This window comes from Gordonia sp. NB41Y (assembly GCF_030718915.1).
Lineage (GTDB): Bacteria > Actinomycetota > Actinomycetes > Mycobacteriales > Mycobacteriaceae > Gordonia > Gordonia desulfuricans.
Genome location: NZ_CP132196.1, coordinates 5,095,913 through 5,116,498, shown reverse-complemented (window position 1 = coordinate 5,116,498; position 20,586 = coordinate 5,095,913). Strand labels below are relative to the sequence as shown.

At 68.4% G+C, this 20,586-nt stretch carries 16 protein-coding genes and 1 pseudogene; 6 read left to right on the top strand and 11 right to left on the bottom strand.

What is annotated here, in order from left to right; translation table 11 throughout:
* Positions 1–308: 308 nt before the first annotated feature.
* From Q9K23_RS22235 to hrcA, 10 genes and pseudogenes are all read right to left on the bottom strand, one after another.
* Positions 309–1,664, bottom strand: a pseudogene (locus Q9K23_RS22235) (DUF3533 domain-containing protein); the annotation flags it as partial.
* Between the two features lie 72 nt (positions 1,665–1,736).
* Positions 1,737–2,648 (bottom strand): GTPase Era, encoded by a 912-nt coding sequence (gene era, locus Q9K23_RS22230; protein ID WP_020792331.1) that lies wholly within the window; start codon positions 2,646–2,648, stop codon positions 1,737–1,739.
* Positions 2,645–2,986, bottom strand: a complete 342-nt coding sequence (locus Q9K23_RS22225) for a cytidine deaminase (RefSeq protein ID WP_053777580.1) — start codon at positions 2,984–2,986, stop codon at positions 2,645–2,647. Before Q9K23_RS22225 ends, era begins: the two co-directional genes overlap by 4 nt.
* The gene (locus Q9K23_RS22220) at positions 2,983–4,359 is read right to left on the bottom strand and encodes a hemolysin family protein (RefSeq protein WP_020789571.1); all 1,377 of its coding nucleotides are present in this window, start codon (positions 4,357–4,359) and stop codon (positions 2,983–2,985) included. Before Q9K23_RS22220 ends, Q9K23_RS22225 begins: the two co-directional genes overlap by 4 nt.
* Complete coding sequence (ybeY, locus tag Q9K23_RS22215) at positions 4,356–4,940, bottom strand: rRNA maturation RNase YbeY (protein WP_020789569.1); 585 nt, start codon at positions 4,938–4,940, stop codon at positions 4,356–4,358. Before ybeY ends, Q9K23_RS22220 begins: the two co-directional genes overlap by 4 nt.
* Complete coding sequence (locus Q9K23_RS22210; protein WP_053777617.1) at positions 4,937–6,946, bottom strand: PhoH family protein; 2,010 nt, start codon at positions 6,944–6,946, stop codon at positions 4,937–4,939. Before Q9K23_RS22210 ends, ybeY begins: the two co-directional genes overlap by 4 nt.
* A 129-nt stretch (positions 6,947–7,075) precedes the next feature.
* Positions 7,076–7,861, bottom strand: coding sequence for a prolyl oligopeptidase family serine peptidase (locus tag Q9K23_RS22205; RefSeq protein WP_053777581.1), 786 nt, complete (start codon positions 7,859–7,861; stop codon positions 7,076–7,078).
* A 98-nt stretch (positions 7,862–7,959) separates the two neighbouring features.
* Positions 7,960–8,709, bottom strand: a complete 750-nt coding sequence (locus Q9K23_RS22200) for a 16S rRNA (uracil(1498)-N(3))-methyltransferase (protein ID WP_053777582.1) — start codon at positions 8,707–8,709, stop codon at positions 7,960–7,962.
* Positions 8,710–8,719: 10 nt separating this feature from the next.
* Complete coding sequence (gene dnaJ / locus Q9K23_RS22195) at positions 8,720–9,880, bottom strand: molecular chaperone DnaJ (protein ID WP_053777583.1); 1,161 nt, start codon at positions 9,878–9,880, stop codon at positions 8,720–8,722.
* 96 nt (positions 9,881–9,976) lie between these two features.
* Positions 9,977–11,011, bottom strand: coding sequence for a heat-inducible transcriptional repressor HrcA (gene hrcA / locus Q9K23_RS22190; RefSeq protein WP_020793831.1), 1,035 nt, complete (start codon positions 11,009–11,011; stop codon positions 9,977–9,979).
* Positions 11,012–11,161: 150 nt separating this feature from the next.
* Here hrcA and Q9K23_RS22185 point away from each other — a divergent pair, with 150 nt between their 5' ends.
* Positions 11,162–11,626: a type II toxin-antitoxin system VapB family antitoxin gene (locus tag Q9K23_RS22185; RefSeq protein ID WP_053777584.1), complete on the top strand. Its 465-nt coding sequence runs from the start codon at positions 11,162–11,164 to the stop codon at positions 11,624–11,626.
* A gap of 10 nt (positions 11,627–11,636) precedes the next feature.
* Here Q9K23_RS22185 and hemW read toward each other — a convergent pair whose 3' ends face one another.
* Positions 11,637–12,860, bottom strand: coding sequence for a radical SAM family heme chaperone HemW (gene hemW / locus Q9K23_RS22180; protein WP_082365928.1), 1,224 nt, complete (start codon positions 12,858–12,860; stop codon positions 11,637–11,639).
* Between the two features lie 412 nt (positions 12,861–13,272).
* Here hemW and Q9K23_RS22175 point away from each other — a divergent pair, with 412 nt between their 5' ends.
* From Q9K23_RS22175 to Q9K23_RS22155, 5 genes are read left to right on the top strand one after another with little or no spacing between them, the layout of a single operon-like run.
* Positions 13,273–15,084, top strand: coding sequence for a nitrite/sulfite reductase (locus Q9K23_RS22175; RefSeq protein WP_053777585.1), 1,812 nt, complete (start codon positions 13,273–13,275; stop codon positions 15,082–15,084).
* A complete protein-coding gene (locus Q9K23_RS22170; protein ID WP_020792014.1) occupies positions 15,081–15,833 on the top strand; it encodes a phosphoadenylyl-sulfate reductase in 753 nt (250 codons plus the stop codon). Before Q9K23_RS22175 ends, Q9K23_RS22170 begins: the two co-directional genes overlap by 4 nt.
* Complete coding sequence (cysD, locus tag Q9K23_RS22165; RefSeq protein ID WP_020792011.1) at positions 15,830–16,774, top strand: sulfate adenylyltransferase subunit CysD; 945 nt, start codon at positions 15,830–15,832, stop codon at positions 16,772–16,774. The genes Q9K23_RS22170 and cysD overlap by 4 nt, the downstream gene beginning before the upstream one ends.
* Positions 16,774–18,090 carry a GTP-binding protein gene (locus tag Q9K23_RS22160; RefSeq protein ID WP_020792013.1) on the top strand — a complete coding sequence of 439 codons (1,317 nt, stop codon included), beginning with the start codon at positions 16,774–16,776 and terminating at the stop codon, positions 18,088–18,090. The genes cysD and Q9K23_RS22160 overlap by 1 nt, the downstream gene beginning before the upstream one ends.
* On the top strand, positions 18,087–18,869 hold the full coding sequence (locus Q9K23_RS22155; RefSeq protein WP_261977968.1) for a CbiX/SirB N-terminal domain-containing protein: 783 nt from the start codon (positions 18,087–18,089) through the stop codon (positions 18,867–18,869). Before Q9K23_RS22160 ends, Q9K23_RS22155 begins: the two co-directional genes overlap by 4 nt.
* Positions 18,870–20,586 lie beyond the last annotated feature (1,717 nt).

The following is a 20,586-nucleotide window of genomic DNA, read 5'->3' as shown; positions in this document are numbered from 1 at the left end:
GGCCGGGACACTCCGCATCCTGCTCACACCCGGGTCTCGTCGGGCTCCGCCTCCCCCGACGACTCGTCGGATCGTGCCCCGGCGGCGGCCCCGTCGTTCGGCACCCCGTCGCTCGGCGCCCCGTCGTTCGGTGCCCCGTCGTTCGCACCCTCATCACTCGGCACCGCAACCTCATCACTCGGCACCTCGTCGGGTCCGGGATTCAGAACGGACTGACCGGCAGCAACCCTGCGCGGTGCCGTCCCGGCGACGTGATGCGGTGCCGGGACGGTGATGGTCGGGGTGCCGGTCTTGTCCAGTGCGGCGGCCAGCCTCGCCGGCAACTGCATGCCGCCGGGGTAACGATGCCATCCCTTGCGGTCGTAGAACTTGGTGCCCAACCATCCCAGCAACAGCCCGACGCCCAGCCCGACGAAGGTCTGGATCACCGAGCGTCCGAGCCCGGCGTCCCAGTCGGCGTCGAAGAACAGGATCGCCCTGGCGCCCAGGTAGACCAGGTGCATCGGCTCGATCGCGGCGATCCACTCGAAGATTCTCGGACTGGCCTCCAAGGGGACCGTCCCGCCCGACGACGGCAGACCGAGGATCACGAAGAACACGAGGTTGACGATCAGGCCGGCATTGCCGAACACGGCCATCATCGAACTCGCCGACACCCCGACCGCGAAGATCACCAGCGTCCCGAACAGCCACAGCGAGAACGCATTGGGCAGGGAGGTACCGACGGCCGCACACACACCGATGAACAGGGCCGACTGGATCACGGCGATGATCGCCATCACCGTCCACTTGGCGGCCAGGGTGCCCCATCGGGAGATCGCCAGACGCATCCGCAGTTGGTAGAAGGGACCGAACTCGACCGGCGTCTGACCCAGGATTCCGTCGACGACGATGCTCACCATCATCGCGCCGGTGAACCCGGCCAGGATCAGCAGCAACGTGTAGTAGAAGGCCGACAATCCGTTCCCGGAGCCGTCCGGCAGCGGCGTCGGTTCGATGATGTCGACCTTCACCGGATTCCACAGCGCCAGCTGCGCCGCGCCGGAGAAGTTGACGCCGGCCTTGGCCAGCTGGGACCGCACCGTCGCGGTGAGCTGTTCGCCCATCTGGTCGTTGACCTGCTCCGACACCCGCTCGGCGAAGGTCGTGGTGATCGCCGAGGCGAAGGTGCCCGACCCGCGGTTGATGTAGATGTCGATGGTCACCGGGTCCGGCCGCGCGGTCAGCACGGCGGCCCGGCCCAGGGAGATGGTGGAGTTGGTGAAATTGGGTCCGATCACGACGACGCCGTAGACCGTGCCCGAGTTGAGTTCGTTGAGGGCGGTGGTGCGGTCGGCGCGGTGCACCACGATCCCGCTCTCGGCGGCGTTGGTGATGATCCCGTCGCCGACCTGTTTGCCGTAGTCGACGGCGGTGGTGGTGCCGTCACCGTTGTCGAGGGTGCCGCCGGAGTCCTCGTCGACGAGCGCGATCGGGAAGTCGTGCAGGTTCTTCTCGGGGTCGGCGATGGCACCCATGTACAGCGCCGCCATGAACGACATGACGACCACGACCAGCAGCACCGGCATCAGCCAGAAGCGGGGTGAGCCGAGAACCTCGGAGATGGTCTTGGTGGCCTGGGCCTCCACCTCGTGTGCCTCGTGGGCGCCCACATCGGGGGTCACGACTGTGTCGGACTCCCCGCCCACCTCATGCTTGCCCACCCGATGTTCTCCCTCCGGTCGGTGGGGCGCAACTCAGAAACCCATGCGCCCCAACTGTTTTGGATCACGCTGCCAGTCCTTGGCGACCTTGACGTGCAGGTCGAGGTACACCTTGACCCCCAGCAGCGCCTCGATCTGGCCGCGCGCGGCGGTACCCACCGCCTTGAGCCGGGCACCCTTCTTGCCGATGATGATGCCCTTCTGGCTGTCGCGCTCGACGTACAGAATCGCATGGACGTCGACCATCGGCGTCTGCTCGGGGGTGCGATCCTCGCGCGGGATGATCTCCTCGATCACCACCGCCAGCGAATGCGGCAGTTCGTCGTGCACACCCTCGAGCGCCGCCTCACGGATGAACTCCGCCATCAGCACCTGCTCGGGCTCGTCGGTGAGCTCGCCGTCCGGGTAGAACGCGGGGCCCGGCTCCATCAGCGAGACCAGGACATCGCCGAGGACGTCCATCTGCCTGCCGGAGCGCGCCGACACCGGCACCACCTCCGACGACGGACCCAGCAGTTGCGACAGTGCCAGCAGCTGGGCGGCCACCTTCTCCTGGCCGACGGTGTCGATCTTGGTGACGATGCCCAGCACGGTGGTCCCCGGCGCCATCTGACGCACCTGCTCGACGATCCAGCGGTCGCCCGGACCGATCTTCTCGTCGGCGGGGATACACACGCCGATCAGGTCGACCTCGGAGTAGGTGTCGCGGACCAGGTCGTTGAGGCGCTGGCCGAGCAGGGTGCGCGGACGGTGCAGGCCGGGGGTGTCCACCAGCACGAGTTGTGCGTCGGGGCGGTTGACGATGCCCCGGATGGTGTGACGGGTGGTCTGCGGCCGGTTGGAGGTGATCGCGATCTTCTCCCCCACCAGCGCATTGGTGAGGGTGGATTTGCCGGTGTTCGGCCGGCCGACGAAACACACGAAGCCGGAACGGAATTCGCTCATCCCTGGGCATCCAGAAGGGTCAGCGGCGTACCGGCCGGGTCGGTGACGACGAGGGCCGCGGCCGGGCTGATCTCGGCGAGGGTGGCGCGGCCCGGGTCGTCGGGGTCTCCGCCGACGACCACTGCGGCCTCGAACGATTCGGCACCGCTCGACAGGGCGGTGGCGACGGCGACCTGCAACGCCGACAACGTCAGCGTGGTGGTGGTGACGTCGGCGCCGGCGTAGGTGCGGCCGTCGCCGTCGCGCACCGCCGCCCCGGAGACGGACTGGGCGCGGCCACGCGCGCCGCGGGCCAGGACCACCAGTTTCTGGTCCTCGTCGGTGAGCGCTTCGCTCACATCGCCTCCTTGCGTGGGTTGTCCCCAGATCGGTTGTCCGGGGATCGGTGGTCGGCGTGCTCAGGGTATTCGGTGCGGTCGGTATCGGATTCGGCGACACGGGGTTCGGCGCGGGTCACCACCACGGTGGTGATACGTTGACGCCCCTGCCGGTTGGGCCCGCCCTCGGCCACCAGGTGCAGGCCGTGGCTGAACACCTGGGCGCCGGGCAGCGGCACCCGGCCCAGTTCCAGCCCCACCAGGCCGCCGACGGTCTCCACCTCGTCGTCGTCGATGTCGACGTCGAACAATTCGCCGAGGTCCTCGACGGGCAGTCGTGCCGAGACCCGGTAGCTGCCGTCACCGAGGTCCTCGACGGGCGCGACCTCGCCGGTGTCGTACTCGTCGGTGATCTCACCGACGATCTCCTCGAGGACGTCCTCGATGGTCACCAGCCCGGCGATACCGCCGTACTCGTCGACGAGCAGTGCCATGTGGTTGTGGGTGCGGCGCATGTCCTCGAGCACCTTGTCGAGGGGTTTGGAGTCGGGGATGAACTCGGCCGGCCGCATCATCTCGGCCACCGGGACGGTCTTGCCGTCGTTTCCGGAGAGGCCTTGGGCGACGAGGTCTTTCAGATAGACGACGCCGAGGATGTCGTCGGGGTTCTCGCCGATCACCGGTATTCGCGAATGGCCGCTGCGCACGGCCAGGCTGACCGCTTGTGCGGCGGTCTTGTCGTGTTCGATCCAGATCATCTCCGGGCGCGGCACCATCACCTCGCGGGCATTGGTGTCACCGAGATCGAAGACCGACTGGATCATCCGGCGCTCGTCGGCATCGACGACGCCGCGGGCCTCGGCCAGGTCGACGACCTCACGCACCTCCACCTCGGTGGCGAACGGACCGTTGCGGAATCCCTTGCCCGGGGTCAGGCCGTTGCCGATCAGGATCAGCAGGCGGGTCACCGGCTTGAGGAGCACACCGATGGCCTGCAGCACGGCCGCCGACATCAGCGAGATCGAGTAGGCATGCTGACGTCCCAGCGTGCGCGGACCCACCCCGGCAGCCACATACGACACCACCGCCATCCCGAGGATGGTCACGGTCAGACCCCAGCCCAGACCGAGCCCGTCGACGGCGATCACCGCGATGAAGGCCACCGCGGCGGTCTCGCAGACCACCCGCAGCAGAACCGCCAGACCCACATAGGTGGCCCGCGATTCGAGCACTTTCACCAGCCGGGCCGCACCGGCGCGGTGCTCTTTGACCATGTCCTCCACGCGCGCCATCGAGACGGTGGAGACGGCGGTGTCGGCGGCGGCGAAGACCCCGCTGAGCGCGACGAGCAGGATCGCGCAGATCCCGAGCCAGATGTCGGTGGTGGTACTCACCGTTCGTCCGGGGTCGCGCCACCGAGCGCGGGACCGGATTCACCTCCGGCGGTCTCGGTGAACCCGATGTTGGTCAACAACCGGCTGTCCCGGTCGGACTGTCGTTGTCGTTGCGCGGCGCGGTGACGTTCGGCGTAGAACTCTTCGAGCAGCTGGTTCTGCAGACCGAACATCTCCTTCTCCTCCTCGGGCTCGGCGTGGTCGTAGCCGAGGAGGTGGAGCACGCCGTGGACGGTGAGCATCGCCAGCTCGTGTTCGAAGGACCGGTGCGCCTCGCGGGCCTGCTTGGCCGCGAACTCCGGGCACAGGACGATGTCGCCGAGGATCGCCGGGCCGGGTTCGGCGGCGTCGGGCCGGGCACCGGGCACCAGCTCGTCCATCGGGAAGCTCATCACGTCGGTGGGGCCGGGCAGGTCCATCCACTGCACGTGCATGTCGGCCATCGTCGGCTCGTCCACACACAGCACCGACAGTTCGGCGCCGGGATGGACGTCCATCGCGGCGATCGCGAACCGGGCGGCGTCCAGCACGAGGTCGGCGGGGACGTCGACCCCGGATTCGTTGGCGAATTCGATACTCATGAGCGTCGTCCATGGTTTCCAGCGCGCCGGGCGGCGCGGTTTCCGGGCAGTCGGTCGGTGTCGCGGAGTCGCGGGTTGGCGCGTTCGGCCTCTTCGGCACGTCCGTAGGCGTCGACGATGTCGGCAACGAGCCTGTGTCGCACCACATCTGCACTCGTGAGAATCGAGAAGTGGATGTCGTCGATCCCCTCGAGGATGCGGCTGGCGGCCACCAGACCGCTCTGCGCCCCACCGGGTAGGTCCACCTGGGTGACGTCGCCGGTCACCACGACCTTCGAGCCGAACCCGAGGCGTGTCAGGAACATCTTCATCTGCTCGCCGGTGGTGTTCTGCGCCTCGTCCAGGATGATGAAGGCATCGTTGAGCGTGTTGTGGGTCAGCAGGAAATCCTCTGTCACATACAGCGAATCCGCTGCCGCGACCCGGATGCACACGGCCTCGTCGGTACCGGCCGATTCGATCGACTCGATGTAGCGTTCGGGCTGGTCGGACTCGGTGACCGCGTACTCCGCGATCTTCCCGACCGACCGGAACGGGATCATCCCGGCCGGCAGGCGGATGTCGAGTACATGGTCGTCGGCGACGGCGCGGCCCCCGGCTCCTCCGGCTGTCCGGCCCTCCGCGACACGGATACGCCGGGAGACGACGCCACCCAAGGACTGCACGAGGAACGTGACATCGTCGGCCAGCCGATCCGACACCGTCGTGTACTGCACCAGCGGGGTTCGTGCCGCCGCGATCACGAGGCCGTCATCGGTGTCCATGAGTCCCTGCAACACCGCGAGCCGAACATCTGCGGTGTTGAACAGGTACTGCCGTGGGATGGACTCCGAGATCGCGGTCTCCCCCGGTGCGGGATCGGTGGTGGACGTCGTGGTCTGAGCGGCCGTGCCGCCGGCTCCGAGCCGGAGCCCGAGCGGATACGGGTCGAGCGGAACCGGCTGCGACGCGAAGTCGACCGGCGCACTCAGCAGCGGGAGTTCGTATCGGAGACCGTGCGCGGCACGGAGGTTCCCGATCATCTCCTTGGTCTCGAGGACCCTCGGTCCCGCACCGCTGTGGCGATCGGACCGCGTGTACACCGACCACAGGTGGTCGGTCGAACACAAGGTGGTCGAGCCGTCCTGAGTCGTCACCCGCACGATGTCCTTGAACCCCTGCGGGTACACACCGAGGACCTCGGTGGGGCGTCCGTCCGAGCCGATCACCTCGTCCCCGACGCGCAGCTCACCGATCGGACGGAAACCCGACGGTGTCAGTACGGGCGTGGACACCGGTTGCGCGCGTCCCCGCATGTACGCCAGCGGCGCCACCTCGATCACCCCGGCCGCCATGAGCTTGGGGATCGACTCCGGATCCATCATGTCGTGCAGGGCGTCGTACAGCGGCCGGAGGTACGGGTCGATCTTCTCGCTGAGCGTGCCGGGCAGGAATCCCAGACGTTCACCGGCCTCCACCGCCGGGCGGGTGAGGATGATCCGGGTGACGTCCTTGGCCTGCAGCGCCTGCACGGCCTTCGCCATCGCCAGATAGGTCTTGCCGGTACCCGCGGGACCGAGCCCGAACACGATGGTGTTGTCGTCGATCGCGTCGACGTACTTCTTCTGGTTGAGCGTCTTGGGCCGGATGGTCTTGCCGCGCCGGGACAGGATGTCCAGCGACAACACATCCGCCGGCGACTCCGAGACCCCCTCGGACAGCATCGACACGCTGTGCCGCACCAGATCCGGGGTCAGCGGGGTGCCCCGCCCGACGAGGTCGACCAGTTCGGCGATCACCCGCTCGGAGGCTGCGACGTCGGCAGCCGTTCCGCGAAGGGTGATCTGATCGCCGCGGACGTGGATGTCGGCGGGCAGCAGTTGTTCCAGGGTGCGCAGGTTGACATCACTGGCACCGAGTAGCCCGAACACCACCTCGGAGGGAACCTCGACATTCGATGTGACCACAGGTCGGCCCGGTGGGGTCCCGCGCTTGGCGGCGCTCACGTCGGGGTCGTCGTCACTCACGTATGAGATCACTCCTGAAAAGTTCGGGGCACGCCCGGAACGTGGTGTCCCGGGCGTCGGGGTGTTGTCAGTCTATCCCTCGCCACCGACGCACCCACCACCGAATATTCCGGTTCGCGCATCGACGGTTCACAGACCCAGTGCGCGGATCGTCCGCCGATTGCACGCGCTACGCGGGTCCACGAAGGCGTCGTGGCCTTCCTCGCCGACGACGATGAGCTCCACCGACTGCCCGCGCTCGGCGACCCGGCGTACGTACTCGCGGCTGTGCTCCACCGCGATCGCGGTGTCCTTGTCGCCGTGGATCACCACGATGTGGGCGTCGATCGGCTCGAGATCCACCGGCGACGCCGAGCGATACCGTTCCGGGCGGGACTCGTAGGGGCCGCCGAGCAGGTTGACCACCGACGGTCGCGCAACCCGGCCTGCCGCAACGAGATCCAGTGCCGCGGCCTGCGCGACGACGGTGTCGATCCGGGTGGTGGCGGTGCGCGCACCGAGCTGGGCGGAGGCCCACACCGCCAGTTGCCCACCGGCGGAATGACCGACGACGGCCACCGCATCCCAGTCGACCCGGGCGGCCACGTCAGGGTCCAGACCCGCGCGGACCGGGCCGTCGAGGGCGCCGATCGCGGCGACGACGTCGCGTCCGGTGTTCGGCCAGCCGCCGCCCTCCTCCCCGACCCGGCGGTACTCGATGTTCCACACCAGCGCACCGCGTTCGGCGTACTGCCGGGCGATCGCGGTCTCGATGGTCAGCGCGAACTCGGTGGTCCAGTAGCCACCGTGGACGAGCACGATCGGACGCATCACCTCGGGCCGGTCGGCCTGATCGGCGGCGTGGTACAGGTGCCCGAACTGCGAGGGTCCGTCGGCGTAGTGCACCCGGGATCGGTGGACCGCACAGCGCTTCATCGTTTTCGGGGCTTCATCGTTCTCGGGGCTTCATCGTTTTCGGGTTCTCATCGTCGTCGGGGTTTCATGCTCGTCGGGTCGTCGCGGTCCGGTTGGGGTCATCGGGCCCACCGGTCGGTCAGTGCGCCGATCGCACCGAGTGCCACCGCCGCCGCGGTCGAGGTGCGCAGGACCTCCGGGCCCAGGATCACCGGTCGCGCACCGAGTGCGGTGAGGTCGGCGATCTCGGCGTCGTCGAGGCCCCCTTCGGGCCCCACCACCAGCACCACCTCGGGTGCATCTGCCAGCGGCAGGTCGCGCAGCGGTTCGGCGGCCTCCTCGTGCAGCACCGCCACCACCCCACCGGCGCCCACGACCTCGGCGCAGCGGGCACGGACGTCGGTCGTCGTCGCCAGGTCGGTGACCTCTGGAATCCAGGGGCGTCGGCTCTGTTTGGCGGCCGCCGACGCCGCGGCGGTCCACTTGGCGACCCCCTTGTCGGCCTTGCCGGTCCATCGGGACACACAACGGGCCGCCTGCCAGGGGACGATCCGGTCGGCACCGGCTTCGGTGGCGAGGTCGACGGCCAGTTCGGACCGTTCTGATTTGGGCAGCGCCTGCACCACCGTGACCAGGGGTGTGGCCCGGTCGGTGAACTCGTAGCGGCCGACGCGGGCATGGAGGGTGTCCTTGCCGCCGATGCCGGTCACCTCACAGGTGGCCAGCGATCCGGCGCCGTCGCCGAGCAGGACGGGCTCGCCGACACGCAGCCGTGCGACGGTCACCGCGTGCCGGCCCTCGGGCCCCGACAGCGTGGCCTGCGCCCCGGCGGAGGGGACGTCGTCGACCCAGAACAGCGGTGGGCTCACGCCGATCCGATCAGCGGCCGGCGAAGGCGTTGCGCAGCCGGGAGAACAGTCCGCCCGGTGCGGCCGCCGCTGCGGTGGTGACCAGGTCGATCGAGTCGTCGGAGGCATCCCGGAACTTCTTGAGCGCCTCGGTCTGTGCCGAATCCAGCTTGGTGGGCACCGTCACGTCCAGGTGCACGTGCAGGTTGCCACGCACACCGGTGTTCACGTGCGGCATACCCTGACCGCGCAGTTTGACGACCTGCCCGGGCTGGGTGCCGGCGTCGATGGTGACGGTGACGGCGTCGCCGAGGATGGTCTGCACGTCGAAGGTGCCACCGAGCGCGGCGTCGACGATCGGCACACGCAGCGTGCAGTGCAGATCGTCCTTGTCCCGGATGAACACCTCGTGCGGACGTTCGGTGATCTCGACGTAGAGGTCACCGGCGGGACCGCCGCCGAGACCGACCTCGCCCTGACCGGCCAGACGCACCCGCATGCCGGATTCGATCCCGGCCGGGATGCGGACGGTCATGGTGCGGCGCGAGCGGACGCGGCCCTCGCCACCGCACTTGCGACACGGATCGGGAATGATCTCGCCGACACCGTGGCAGGTGGGGCATTCGCGCACGGTCATCACCTGGCCCAGCAGGGAGCGCTGGACCGCCTGGATCTCACCGGCACCGTGGCAGGTGTCGCAGGAGACCGGCTTGGAGTCACCGTTGGTGCCCGCACCCTTGCAGACCTCGCACAGGATCGCGGTGTCGACGGTCAGTTCCTTGTTGACCCCGGCCGCACACTCCTCGAGGTCGAGTTCCACGCCGACCAGGGCGGGCTCGCCCGGCTGGACCCGCGAGCGGGGCCCACGGCCGGCGCCGAAGCCGCCACCGAAGCCTCCGCCACCGCCGCCGAAGAACGCCTCGAACACGTCGCCGAGGCCACCGCCACCGAATCCACCGGCGAAGCCGCCCTGGCCGGGGCCCGCGAGCGGGTCGCCACCGGCGTCGACGATGCGGCGCTTCTCCGGATCGCTGAGCACCTCATAGGCGGTGGTGACCTCTTTGAAGCGGTCCTCCTCGCCGGGGTTGACGTCGGGGTGCAGCTCCCGGGCCTTCTTCCGGTAGGCGCGCTTGATCTCCTGATCGGTCGCGCCCTTGGCAACGCCCAGCAGTCCGTAGTAGTCAGTTGCCACGGTCGTCTCGGTCCTTCGTTCTCACAAACTCACTGGTTGCGCAGCCTGAAGCGTTCCGCAGGGCCGATTCCGGCCCGGGGACGCCCGGCCGCGGGCTCACCGTTCGGCGAGTACCTCGCCCACGTACTTGGCAACGGCGGCCACCGACGCAATGGTTCCCGGATAGTCCATGCGGGTGGGCCCGACCACGCCGACACTGCCGAACACGGTGCCCGAAGCACCGTACCCCGTGGACACCACCGAGGTACCACGCAGGTTCTCGGTCTGGGTCTCCTCACCGATCTGAACCGTCACCCGACCCATCCGCTGGGTGGTGGCGAGCAGTTTGAGCACCACCACCTGCTCTTCGAGCGCCTCGAGCACAGAGTCCATGCCGCCGTAGCTGGGCGCGAAATCCGCCGCCGCACGCGCCAGGTTGGACGTGCCGCCGAGCACCAGCCGGTCCTCGCCGCGTTCGACCAGGGTCTCCACCAGCACCGTGGCCACGGTGACCACGGCCTGACGCAGGTCTTCGGGGGCGGCGTTGGCCAGTTCGGCCACCGACGCCGACGCCTCCTCGAGCCGTTTGCCGTCGAGGGCCTCGGAGAACATGTCCCGCAGGCGCGCGGTCTCGTCGTCGGTGAGTTCGTGGGCCAGGGCCACCATGCGCTGTTCGACGCGGCCGGTGTCGGTGATCACCACGAGCAGCAGCCGCGACGGGGTCAGCGACACCACCTCCAGGTGCCGGACGGTGGCGGTCGAGAGCACCGGATACTGGATCACCGCGACCTGTCGGGTCAGATGCGCGAGCAGCCGCACCGAGCGGCGCAGCACGTCGTCGAGGTCGACCCCGGAATCCAGGACCGACAGGATCGCGCGGCGTTCGGCCGCCGACAACGGCTTGACCTCGCTGATCCGGTCGACGAACATCCGGTAACCCTTGTCCGTCGGCACGCGACCGGAACTGGTGTGCGGCTGGGCGATGTATCCCTCTGCCTCCAGTACCGCCATGTCGTTGCGGACCGTCGCGCTCGACACTCCCAGCTGGTGACGCTCCACCAGTGCCTTCGAGCCGATCGGCTCCTGCGTGGAGACGAAGTCGGTGACGATCGCGCGCAGAACCTCGAACCGTCGATCATCGGTGCTCGACACCGGCCAGACCTCCTCTCGGTCCCGCTGTCTGCCATACAGTGGGTGAGATCCATTCTACGAAACCGCAGCGCACCTCGGCGGTGCGTGATGCCGGCGAGCCGCCTGATCACGCGTCACCGCAGGTGAGGACCCAGCACAGGACGAATCACCATGATCTTCAAGGGGGTTCGGGAGGGCAAGCCCTATCCCGACCACGGACTCAGCCCGCGGGGCTGGGCCAAGATCCCACCCCGTCAGTTCCGGCTCGACGAACTGGTGACGGTGACCACCGTCCTGGCGCTCGATCGACTCCTCAGCGAGGACTCCACCTTCTACGGCGACCTGTTCTCGCACGTGGTGCGCTGGCAGGGTGAGATGTACCTCGAGGACGGCCTGCACCGCGCGGTGCGTTCGGCGCTGCGCAACCGGCATGTGATCCACGCGCGGATGCTCGACCTCGACGCCTTCGACCTGCGGCCGGGCGCCCCGACCCTCGACGAGCAGCTCGGCGACGCCCAGGCGCTGCCGATCGTCTCCGACACACCGCGGGATCCGGCCACCCGCGACGCGGGCGCGCACCGGCGTACCTCCCGCTCCACCGGCTGGACTCCGCCGCCACCGCAACAACGCTGGTAGCAGGGCCGCGTCAGCCGAGATCGCCGGCCACGACGATGTCCCGGATCACCGCATCGGCGAGCAGCCGGCCCCGGTCGGTGAGCACGAGGACGTCATCGCCGACGACGAGCAATCCGTCGTCGACGAGCCGCCGTGCCTGTGCGGCCTCGGCGGTGTCGAGCAGGGCCAGCGGCAGTCCGCTGCGGCAGCGCGTGGTGAGCATGACGGCCTCGAGGTGGCGGTCGGCGGGGGCCAGCACCTCGTGTGAGGCCACCGGGATGGCGTTGCCGGCGAGGGTCGTGGCATAGCGGGCCGGGTGTTTCACCGACGACCAGCGCACCCCGTTGATGTGCGAGTGGGCGCCCGGGCCGACGCCCCACCAGTCGTGGCCGTACCAGTAGGCGAGGTTGTGGTGACACTGCCCGGCGGTGCTGCGCGCCCAGTTGGAGACCTCGTACCAGTCGAAGCCGGCGCCGCGGAGGTGTTCGTCGATGCGCGTGTAGCGGGTGGCGAGGACGTCGTCGTCGGGGGCCGGGATCTCCCCGCGCCGCACGCGCCGGGCCAGCGCGGTGCCGTCCTCGACGATCAGCGCATAGGCCGACACGTGGTCGACCGGGGCGGCGAGCACCGCGTCGAGGCTGGCGTCGAGGTCGGCGTCGCGCTCCCCCGGGGTCCCGTAGATGAGGTCGAGGTTGATGTGGTCGAAGCCCGCCGCGGCGGCCTCGTGGGCAGCGGCCACGGCCCGGCCCGGGGTGTGGGTGCGGTCGAGGGTGGCGAGCACGTGCGGGGCGGCCGACTGCATCCCGAGGGAGATGCGGGTGTAGCCGGCGGCGCGCAGCGTGTCGAAGAACTCCGGCGACGTCGATTCCGGATTCGACTCGGTGGTGACCTCCGCGTCGTCGGTCAGCTCGAATCGGGCCGTGATCGCGCCGAGCAGACGGGCCAGACCGTCGCCGCCGAGCAGCGACGGGGTGCCGCCGCCGACGAAGATCGTCGACACCGGCCGCGTCGGGTTCAGCGCCGCCGCGGCGATGTCGAGTTCGGCGGTCACGGCGTCGAACCACGACTCGGGCGAGGCGGATGTGCCGAGCTCACCGGCGGTGTAGGTGTTGAAGTCGCAATAGCCGCAGCGTGTGGCGCAGAACGGGACGTGGACGTAGAGGCCGAATCCGACGGTGGGGTCGACCGAGGCGGCCGCTGCCCGGATGTCCGATTCGGGTACCGACGCGGAGATGTCGGGGACCGACGGACTCATACTGCTCACCCGTCCATCATGCGCGTGAAGTCCGTCCACCCCAATTCGGCGCCGGGTGCGCGGAATACACCCGGGCACAATCGTCGTTGTGTCCAAGGTCGCTGTCGGCGTCGTGCGAGGTCACCGGCAGTACCTCATGGAACGACTTTGACTCAGCGTGGCGAAAAGTATTCCCAAGTAGACGCGCGACAGATGGACGTGGCACTATGGGCAACGTGAATTTCCCCGGGGTGTGGCTCGCAGCTCGACGCCACGTTGATCTCAAGCGCGTCTGCAGCGCTTGCTGTCGTCTCTAGACGACGCTCCCGGCCCCGAGAAGCCCCGCCGCACGTTTGCGGGTGTGCCGTCACGTCACGTTCATTGCCCAGCCCTTGATCGGCCGGAGCACGCGTGCCCCGGCGCAGGAGAATCCATGACGTCTACGACCGATATCACCGCGACCGGCGACGCCGCCGCCGAGCCCGCAGCGCCGTCGGCCCGCGCCGAGCGTCCCGCTCGCGCCGCGGCGACCGGTGATCGCCCGGCCCGTGCTGCGGCCACCGGCGATCGTCCGGCGCGCAAGAAGGCCCGTCCGGCCAAGCGTCGTGCCGAGGGGCAGTGGAAGCTCGGCTACCGCGAACCGCTCAATCCCAACGAGCAGGCCAAGAAGGACGACAACCCGCTCAACGTGCGTGCGCGGATCGAGAACATCTACGCCCACCAGGGCTTCGAGTCGATCGACAAGCAGGACCTGCGCGGCCGGATGCGCTGGTGGGGCCTCTACACCCAGCGGGCCGAGGGCTACGACGGCACCTGGACCGGCGACGAGAACATCGACATCCTCGAAGACAGCCACTTCATGATGCGCATCCGCTGCGATGCGGGTGCCCTCAACGTCGAGCAGCTGCGCACCCTCGGCGGGATCTCCACCGAGTTCGCCAGGGACACAGCCGATCTCTCCGACCGCGAGAACGTCCAGTACCACTGGATCCGGATCGAGGACGTCCCGGAGATCTGGAAGCGCATCGAGGGTGTGGGCCTCAAGACCACCGAGGCGTGCGGCGACTGCCCGCGCGTGGTTCTCGGTTCGCCGCTGGCCGGCGAGGCCCTCGACGAGGTGCTCGACCCCACCCCCGCGATCGACGAGATCGTTCGCCGCTACATCGGCGACCCGCAGTACTCGAACCTCCCCCGCAAGTTCAAGACCGCGATCTCCGGTCTGCAGGACGTCGCGCACGAGATCAACGACGTCGCCTTCATCGGTGTCGAACATCCCGAGCACGGTCCGGGACTGGACCTGTGGGTCGGTGGCGGCCTGTCCACCAATCCGATGCTCGCGCAACGGGTCGGTGCGTGGATCCCGCTCGACGAGGTGCCCGATGTGTGGGAGGGCGTGGTCTCGATCTTCCGCGACTACGGTTACCGCCGCCTGCGCACCAAGGCCCGCCTGAAGTTCCTGATCAAGGACTGGGGCATCGAGAAGTTCCGGCAGGTCCTCGAGGACGAGTACCTGGGCCGCAAGCTGATCGACGGCCCGGCCCCCGAGCCGCTGACCGCCCCGCGTGACCACGTCGGCGTGCAGAAGCTCAAGAACGGCCTCAACGCCGTCGGTTTCGCCGCGATCGCCGGCCGCGTGTCGGGGTCCAAGCTCACCGCCGTCGCCGACGCGGCCGAGCGCGCCGGGTCCGACCGCATCCGCTTCACCCCGTACCAGAAGCTGATCGTCCTCGACGTCGCCGACGACAAGGTGGAGCAGCTCATCACCGAGCTGGCCGCCCAGGGGCTCTCCGCCCGGCCGTCCAACTGGCGTCGGAACCTGATGGCGTGCAGCGGGATCGAGTTCTGCAAGTTGTCGTTCACCGAGACCCGCAAGCGGTCGCAGGTGCTGGTGCCCGAGCTCGAGCAGCGTCTGGCCGACATCAACTCCGCACTCGACGTCCCGATCACCGTCAACATCAACGGCTGCCCCAACTCGTGCGCACGTTCGCAGATCGCCGACATCGGGTTCAAGGGTCAGCTCGTCGAGGACGGCGACGGCGGCCAGACCGAGGGCTTCCAGGTACACCTCGGCGGCAGCCTGGGCATGGACTCCGGCTTCGGCCGCAAGCTCCGCCAGCACAAGGTGCTCTCCACCGAGATCGGTGACTACATCGAGCGGGTGGTGCGCAACTTCATCGACCAGCGCGACGAGGGAGAGCGGTTCGCCCAGTGGGCCGTTCGTGCAGAAGAGGAGGCACTCCGATGACCACCGCCACCACTGACGCCGACACCGGCCGCCGGTTCGACGAGGACGAGCTGCGGGCGATCGCCGAGCGTGGTGCCGCCGAACTCGGTGCCGACGCATCGCCCGAGGATCTGCTGCGCTGGACCGCGGAGACCTTCGGCACCAACTTCGTCGTCGCCTCCAACATGCAGGACGCCGCACTGGTCGACCTCGCGGTCAAGCACGTCGATCGCGAACTGCTCGGTGGCGCACCGGTGAAGGTGTTGTTCCTCGACACCGGCTATCACTTCGCCGAGACCATCGGCACCCGTGATGCGGTGGAGCAGGTGTACGGCGTCGACCTGGTCAACCTGACCCCCGAGAACACCGTCGCCGAGCAGGACGAACTGTTGGGGCGCAACCTGTTCGCGCGTGATCCCGGCGAGTGCTGCCGGATGCGCAAGGTGGTTCCGCTCAAGGCCGGTCTGGCGCGATTCGACGCGTGGGTCACCGGCATCCGACGGGTGGAGGCCCCGACCCGGGCCAACGCCCCGCTGATCTCCTTCGACGAGGGGTTCGGTCTGGTGAAGATCAATCCGATCGCACCGTGGTCGGACGAGCAGATGAACGGCTACATCGCCGACAACGGAGTGCTGGTCAATCCGCTGGTCGAGGAGGGGTATCCGTCGATCGGATGCGCCCCCTGCACCGTCAAACCCGAACCCGGATCCGATCCCCGAAGCGGCCGGTGGGCCGGCCGCACCAAGACAGAATGTGGGCTGCACGCATGACCATCACCGATTCCTCGACCGGCGCCGCCCGCGACGTCGCCGAGTCCGACGACTTCACCACCCTCGACGCGCTCGAGTCCGAGGCCATCCACATCTTCCGCGAGGTGGCCGGCGAGTTCGAGCGTCCGGTGATCCTGTTCTCCGGCGGCAAGGACTCCACCGTCCTGCTGCATCTGGCGCTCAAGGCGTTCTGGCCTGCGCCGCTGCCGTTCTCGTTGCTGCACGTCGACACCGGCCACAACCTGCCGGAGATCATCCAGTTCCGCGACGAGATCGTCGAGCGGCACGGGCTGCGCCTGCACGTCGCCTCGGTCGAGGAGTACCTCGCCGACGGCCGGCTGACCGAGCGTCCGGACGGCATCCGCAACCCGCTGCAGACCATCCCGCTGCTCGATGCGATCACCGAGAACCGCTTCGACGCGGTGTTCGGCGGTGGCCGTCGGGACGAGGAGCGTTCGCGCGCCAAGGAGCGGATCTTCTCGCTGCGCAACGCCTTCGGTCAGTGGGACCCCAAGCGCCAGCGTCCGGAGCTGTGGAACCTCTACAACGGTCGCCACGCCCCCGGTGAGCACGTCCGCGTGTTCCCGCTGAGCAACTGGACCGAACTCGACATCTGGCGTTACATCGCCCGCGAGCAGGTACTGCTCGCACCGCTGTACTACGCGCACGAGCGTGAGGTGTACTCGCGGGACGGCATGTGGATGACCAGCGGTCCGTGGGGCGGACCGCGAGAGAACGAGACCGTCGAGACCCGCACCGTGCGTTACCGCACCGTGGGTGACGGATCGACCACCGGCGCAGTCCTTTCCGAGGCCGCCGACAACGAGGCCGTACTCGCCGAGGTCGCCGCGTCGCGGCTGACCGAACGTGGCGCCACCCGTGGTGACGACCGGGTGTCCGAGGCGGCCATGGAAGACCGTAAACGAGAAGGATACTTCTGATGACCGACGCCACCGCGGGCCTCGCCCCGGCCCCTGATCTTCTCCGCATCGCCACCGCAGGCAGTGTGGACGACGGCAAGTCGACCCTGGTCGGCCGGCTGCTCTACGACACGAAATCGGTTCTCGCCGACCAGATCGACGCCGTCACCAAGGCATCGGTCGATCGCGGACTCGACACCCCCGACCTGTCGCTGCTGGTCGACGGTCTGCGCGCCGAGCGCGAGCAGGGCATCACCATCGACGTGGCCTACCGCTACTTCGCCACGCCCGCACGCTCTTTCGTGCTGGCCGACACCCCCGGCCACGTGCAGTACACCCGCAACACCGTCTCCGGCGCCTCCACCGCGCAGCTGGTGATCCTGCTGGTCGACGCCCGTAACGGTGTGGTCGCCCAGACGCGGCGCCATGCCGCAGTGATGGCCTTGCTCGGTGTGCCGCAGCTGGTGCTCGCGGTCAACAAGATCGATCTGGTCGACGACGCGGAGTCCGTGTTCGCCTCGATCAAGGCCGATTTCGCCGAAGTGACCCGCACGCTCGGGTGGTCGGACGAGCAGGTCACCTCGATCCCGGTGTCGGCGCTGCACGGCGACAACATCGCGTCGCGGTCCGAGAACACCCCGTACTACTCGGGTCCCACGCTGATCGAGCATCTCGAGACCGTGCCGAACGTGACCGACCGTCACGAGGTGGGTCTGCGGTTCCCGGTGCAGTACGTGATCCGTCCGCGCACCGCCGAGTACCCCGACTACCGCGGGTACGCCGGTCAGATCGCCGCGGGTCGTGTCAGTGTGGGCGACGAGGTGGTGGTGCTGCCCAGCGGCACCCACACCACCATCACCCAGATCGACACCGCCGACGGCCAGCTGTCGACGGCGCATACCGGTCGTAGCGTCACGCTGCTGCTCGCCGACGACGTCGACATCTCGCGCGGCGACCTGATCAGTGCGGTGACCGATGCGCCCGAGCCGATCCAGCAGTTCACCGCAACGGTGTGCTGGCTGGCCGACAAGCCGCTGCGCCCCGGTGCACGTCTGCTGCTCAAGCACGGCACGCGTACCACCCAGGCCATCGTCGGCGCGTTGGACACCCTGTTCGACGAGCAGAACCTGACGCTCAGCGATGCCCCGGATGTGCTGGAGCTCAACCAGATCGGTCGGATCTCGGTGCAGACCGCCGAGCCGATCCCGGCCGACGACTACCAGGTGAACCGCGAGTCGGGCAGCTTCTTGCTGATCGATCCGCAGGGCGGCAACACCCTGGCCGCCGGCCTGGTCGGCGACGCGCTGGCGTCGCTGCATCTCAAAGAGCTGGTGTGAACGCACCGCACGACGACGTGACCGGCGGCGGCGCCGCGGGCACTCCCCCGACGCTGCTGCTCGTCGCGCACGGCAGCCGTGACCCCCGGTTCGCCGACACGGCGTGCCGGGTTCGGCGGGCGGTGGCCCGGCAGTTGCCGCATGTCGCCGTGCGGATCTCGTACCTGGATCTGAATTCTCCGCTGGTCGCCGACGAGGTGGCCGCGGTGTCGGGGGCGGCAGTGGTGGTCCCACTACTGCTGGCCCCCGGATATCACTCGTCGGTCGACCTGCCTGCGATCATCGCCGACGCGGCGCCTGCGGCACCGGTCGTGACCACCGATGTCGTCGGTACGACGTCGCTGGCCGAGGCGCTGGCCGACCGTCTGCACGAGGCCGGGATGCGGCCCGACGACGGCATCCTGATGACCGCGGTGGGTTCGTCACAGCCGTGCGCCGAACGTCTCATCCGCCGTCGTGCGGTGGAGCTGTCGACCCGTCTGCACCGGCCGGTCGACGTCGTCTTCGCCACCGCATTGGGTGTCGGGAACATCAAGCTGCGCACCGCTGTTCGTCGTCTGCACTACGCCGGCGCCACCCGCATCGTCTTGAGCCCGTACTTCCTGTCGGCCGGTCTGCTGACCGAGCGCGCCGAGCAGGCGCTCGACACCCTGGCCCCGGGTTCCCTGGTGGCCGGTCCGATCGGTGCGCACCCCGCCCTGATCGACGCGATCTGCGACAAGTACCGCGCCGGTGTCCGCCAGATGCGACCCGATCACGTTCTCGCACCACGTCGCTGACGTCTCCCCATCGGTGGTCGAGCAGGACGATCCCAGACGATGGTTGGGCCAGACGCCGTCACACGATGGTCGAGCACGACACACCCAACACGGTGGTTGAGCACGACGTTGCCCCCACGATGGTCGAGCACGACGCACCCAACACGGTGGTTGAGCACGACGCACCCCACACGATGGTTGAGCAGGACGTCCTCGCGCTAGCGAGGCCGACCGTCCGTCGAAACCTCTGCAACGTCACGCCGGAACGCAGCGACCTCCGAGCGGGTCACCTTCCAACGTCGGCCTGCGGAGATTTCGACACGCGTCGTCGCTACGCTCCTCCGCGGCTCAATCACCAAAAACCGCTCCCCACACGATGGTTGAGCACGACGCACCCCCCACGATGGTTGAGCAGGACGTCCTCGCGCTAGCGAGGCCGACCGTCCGTCGAAACCTCTGCAACATCACCCCGGAACGCACCCACCACCGAGGTGCCCACCTTCCAACGTCGGCCTGCGGAGATTTCGACACGCGTCGTCGCTACGCTCCTCCGCGGCTCAATCACCAACAACCACACCCCACACGATGGTTGAGCACGACACACCCCCCACGATGGTTGATTTCGACAAGCTCAATCCGACGGACCAGGACGTCCTCGCGCCAGCGAGGCCGACCGTCGTCGAAACCTCAGCAACATCACGCCCGAACGCAGCCACCTCCGAGGTGCCCACCTCCCGACATCAGCCGACGGAGATTTCGACACGCCTCGTCGCTACGCTCCTCCGCGGCTCAATCACCAACAAACGATGGTTGAGCAGGACGTCCTCGCGCCAGCGAGGCCGACCGTCCGTCGAAACCTCTGCAACATCACGCCCGAACGCAGCCACCACCGAGGTGCCCACCTTCCAACGTCGGCCTGCGGAGATTTCGACACGCCTCGTCGCTACGCTCCTCCGCGGCTCAATCACCAACAACCGATGGTTGAGCAGGACGTCCTCGCGCCAGCGAGGCCGACCGTCCGTCGAAACCTCAGCAACATCACGCCCGAACGCAGCCACCTCCGAGGTGCCCACCTCCCGACATCAGCCGACGGAGATTTCGACACGCCTCGTCGCTACGCTCCTCCGCGGCTCAATCACCAACAAACGATGGTTGAGCAGGACGTCCTCGCGCTAGCGAGGCCGACCGTCCGTCGAAACCTCTGCAACATCACGCCCGAACGCAGCCACCTCCGAGGTGCCCACCTCCCGACGTCGGCCGGCGGAGATTTCGACACGCCTCGTCGCTCCGCTCCTCCGCGGCTCAATCACCAAAAACCGCTCCCCACACGATGGTTGAGCAGGACGTCCTCGCGCTAGCGAGGCCGACCGTCCGTCGAAACCTCTGTATGGTCACGCCGGACCGCACCCACCTCCGAGGTGCGTACGTTCCGACATCAGCCGACGGAGATTTCGACGCGCCTCGTCGCTACGCTCCTCATCGGCTCAATCACCAACAAACGATGGTCGAGCAGGACGTCCTCGCGCCAGCGAGGCCGACCGGCCGTCGAAACCTCTGCAACATCACCCCGGAACGCACCCACCACCGAGGTGCCCACCTCCCGACGTCGGCCTGCGGAGATTTCGACACGCCTCGTCGCTACGCTCCTCATCGGCTCAATCACCAAAAACCGCTCCCCACACGATGGTTGAGCAGGACGTCCTCGCGCTAGCGAGGCCGACCGTCCGTCGAAACCTCT

Coding starts and splice junctions, on each gene's coding strand:
- era (WP_020792331.1), bottom strand. CDS start 2,648: ATGAGCGAATTCCGTTCCGGCTTCGTGTGTTTCGTCGGCCGGCCGAAC.
- ybeY (WP_020789569.1), bottom strand. CDS start 4,940: ATGAGTATCGAATTCGCCAACGAATCCGGGGTCGACGTCCCCGCCGAC.
- Q9K23_RS22205 (WP_053777581.1), bottom strand. CDS start 7,861: ATGAAGCGCTGTGCGGTCCACCGATCCCGGGTGCACTACGCCGACGGA.
- Q9K23_RS22185 (WP_053777584.1), top strand. CDS start 11,162: ATGATCTTCAAGGGGGTTCGGGAGGGCAAGCCCTATCCCGACCACGGA.
- hemW (WP_082365928.1), bottom strand. CDS start 12,860: ATGAGTCCGTCGGTCCCCGACATCTCCGCGTCGGTACCCGAATCGGAC.
- Q9K23_RS22175 (WP_053777585.1), top strand. CDS start 13,273: ATGACGTCTACGACCGATATCACCGCGACCGGCGACGCCGCCGCCGAG.
- Q9K23_RS22170 (WP_020792014.1), top strand. CDS start 15,081: ATGACCACCGCCACCACTGACGCCGACACCGGCCGCCGGTTCGACGAG.
- cysD (WP_020792011.1), top strand. CDS start 15,830: ATGACCATCACCGATTCCTCGACCGGCGCCGCCCGCGACGTCGCCGAG.
- Q9K23_RS22160 (WP_020792013.1), top strand. CDS start 16,774: ATGACCGACGCCACCGCGGGCCTCGCCCCGGCCCCTGATCTTCTCCGC.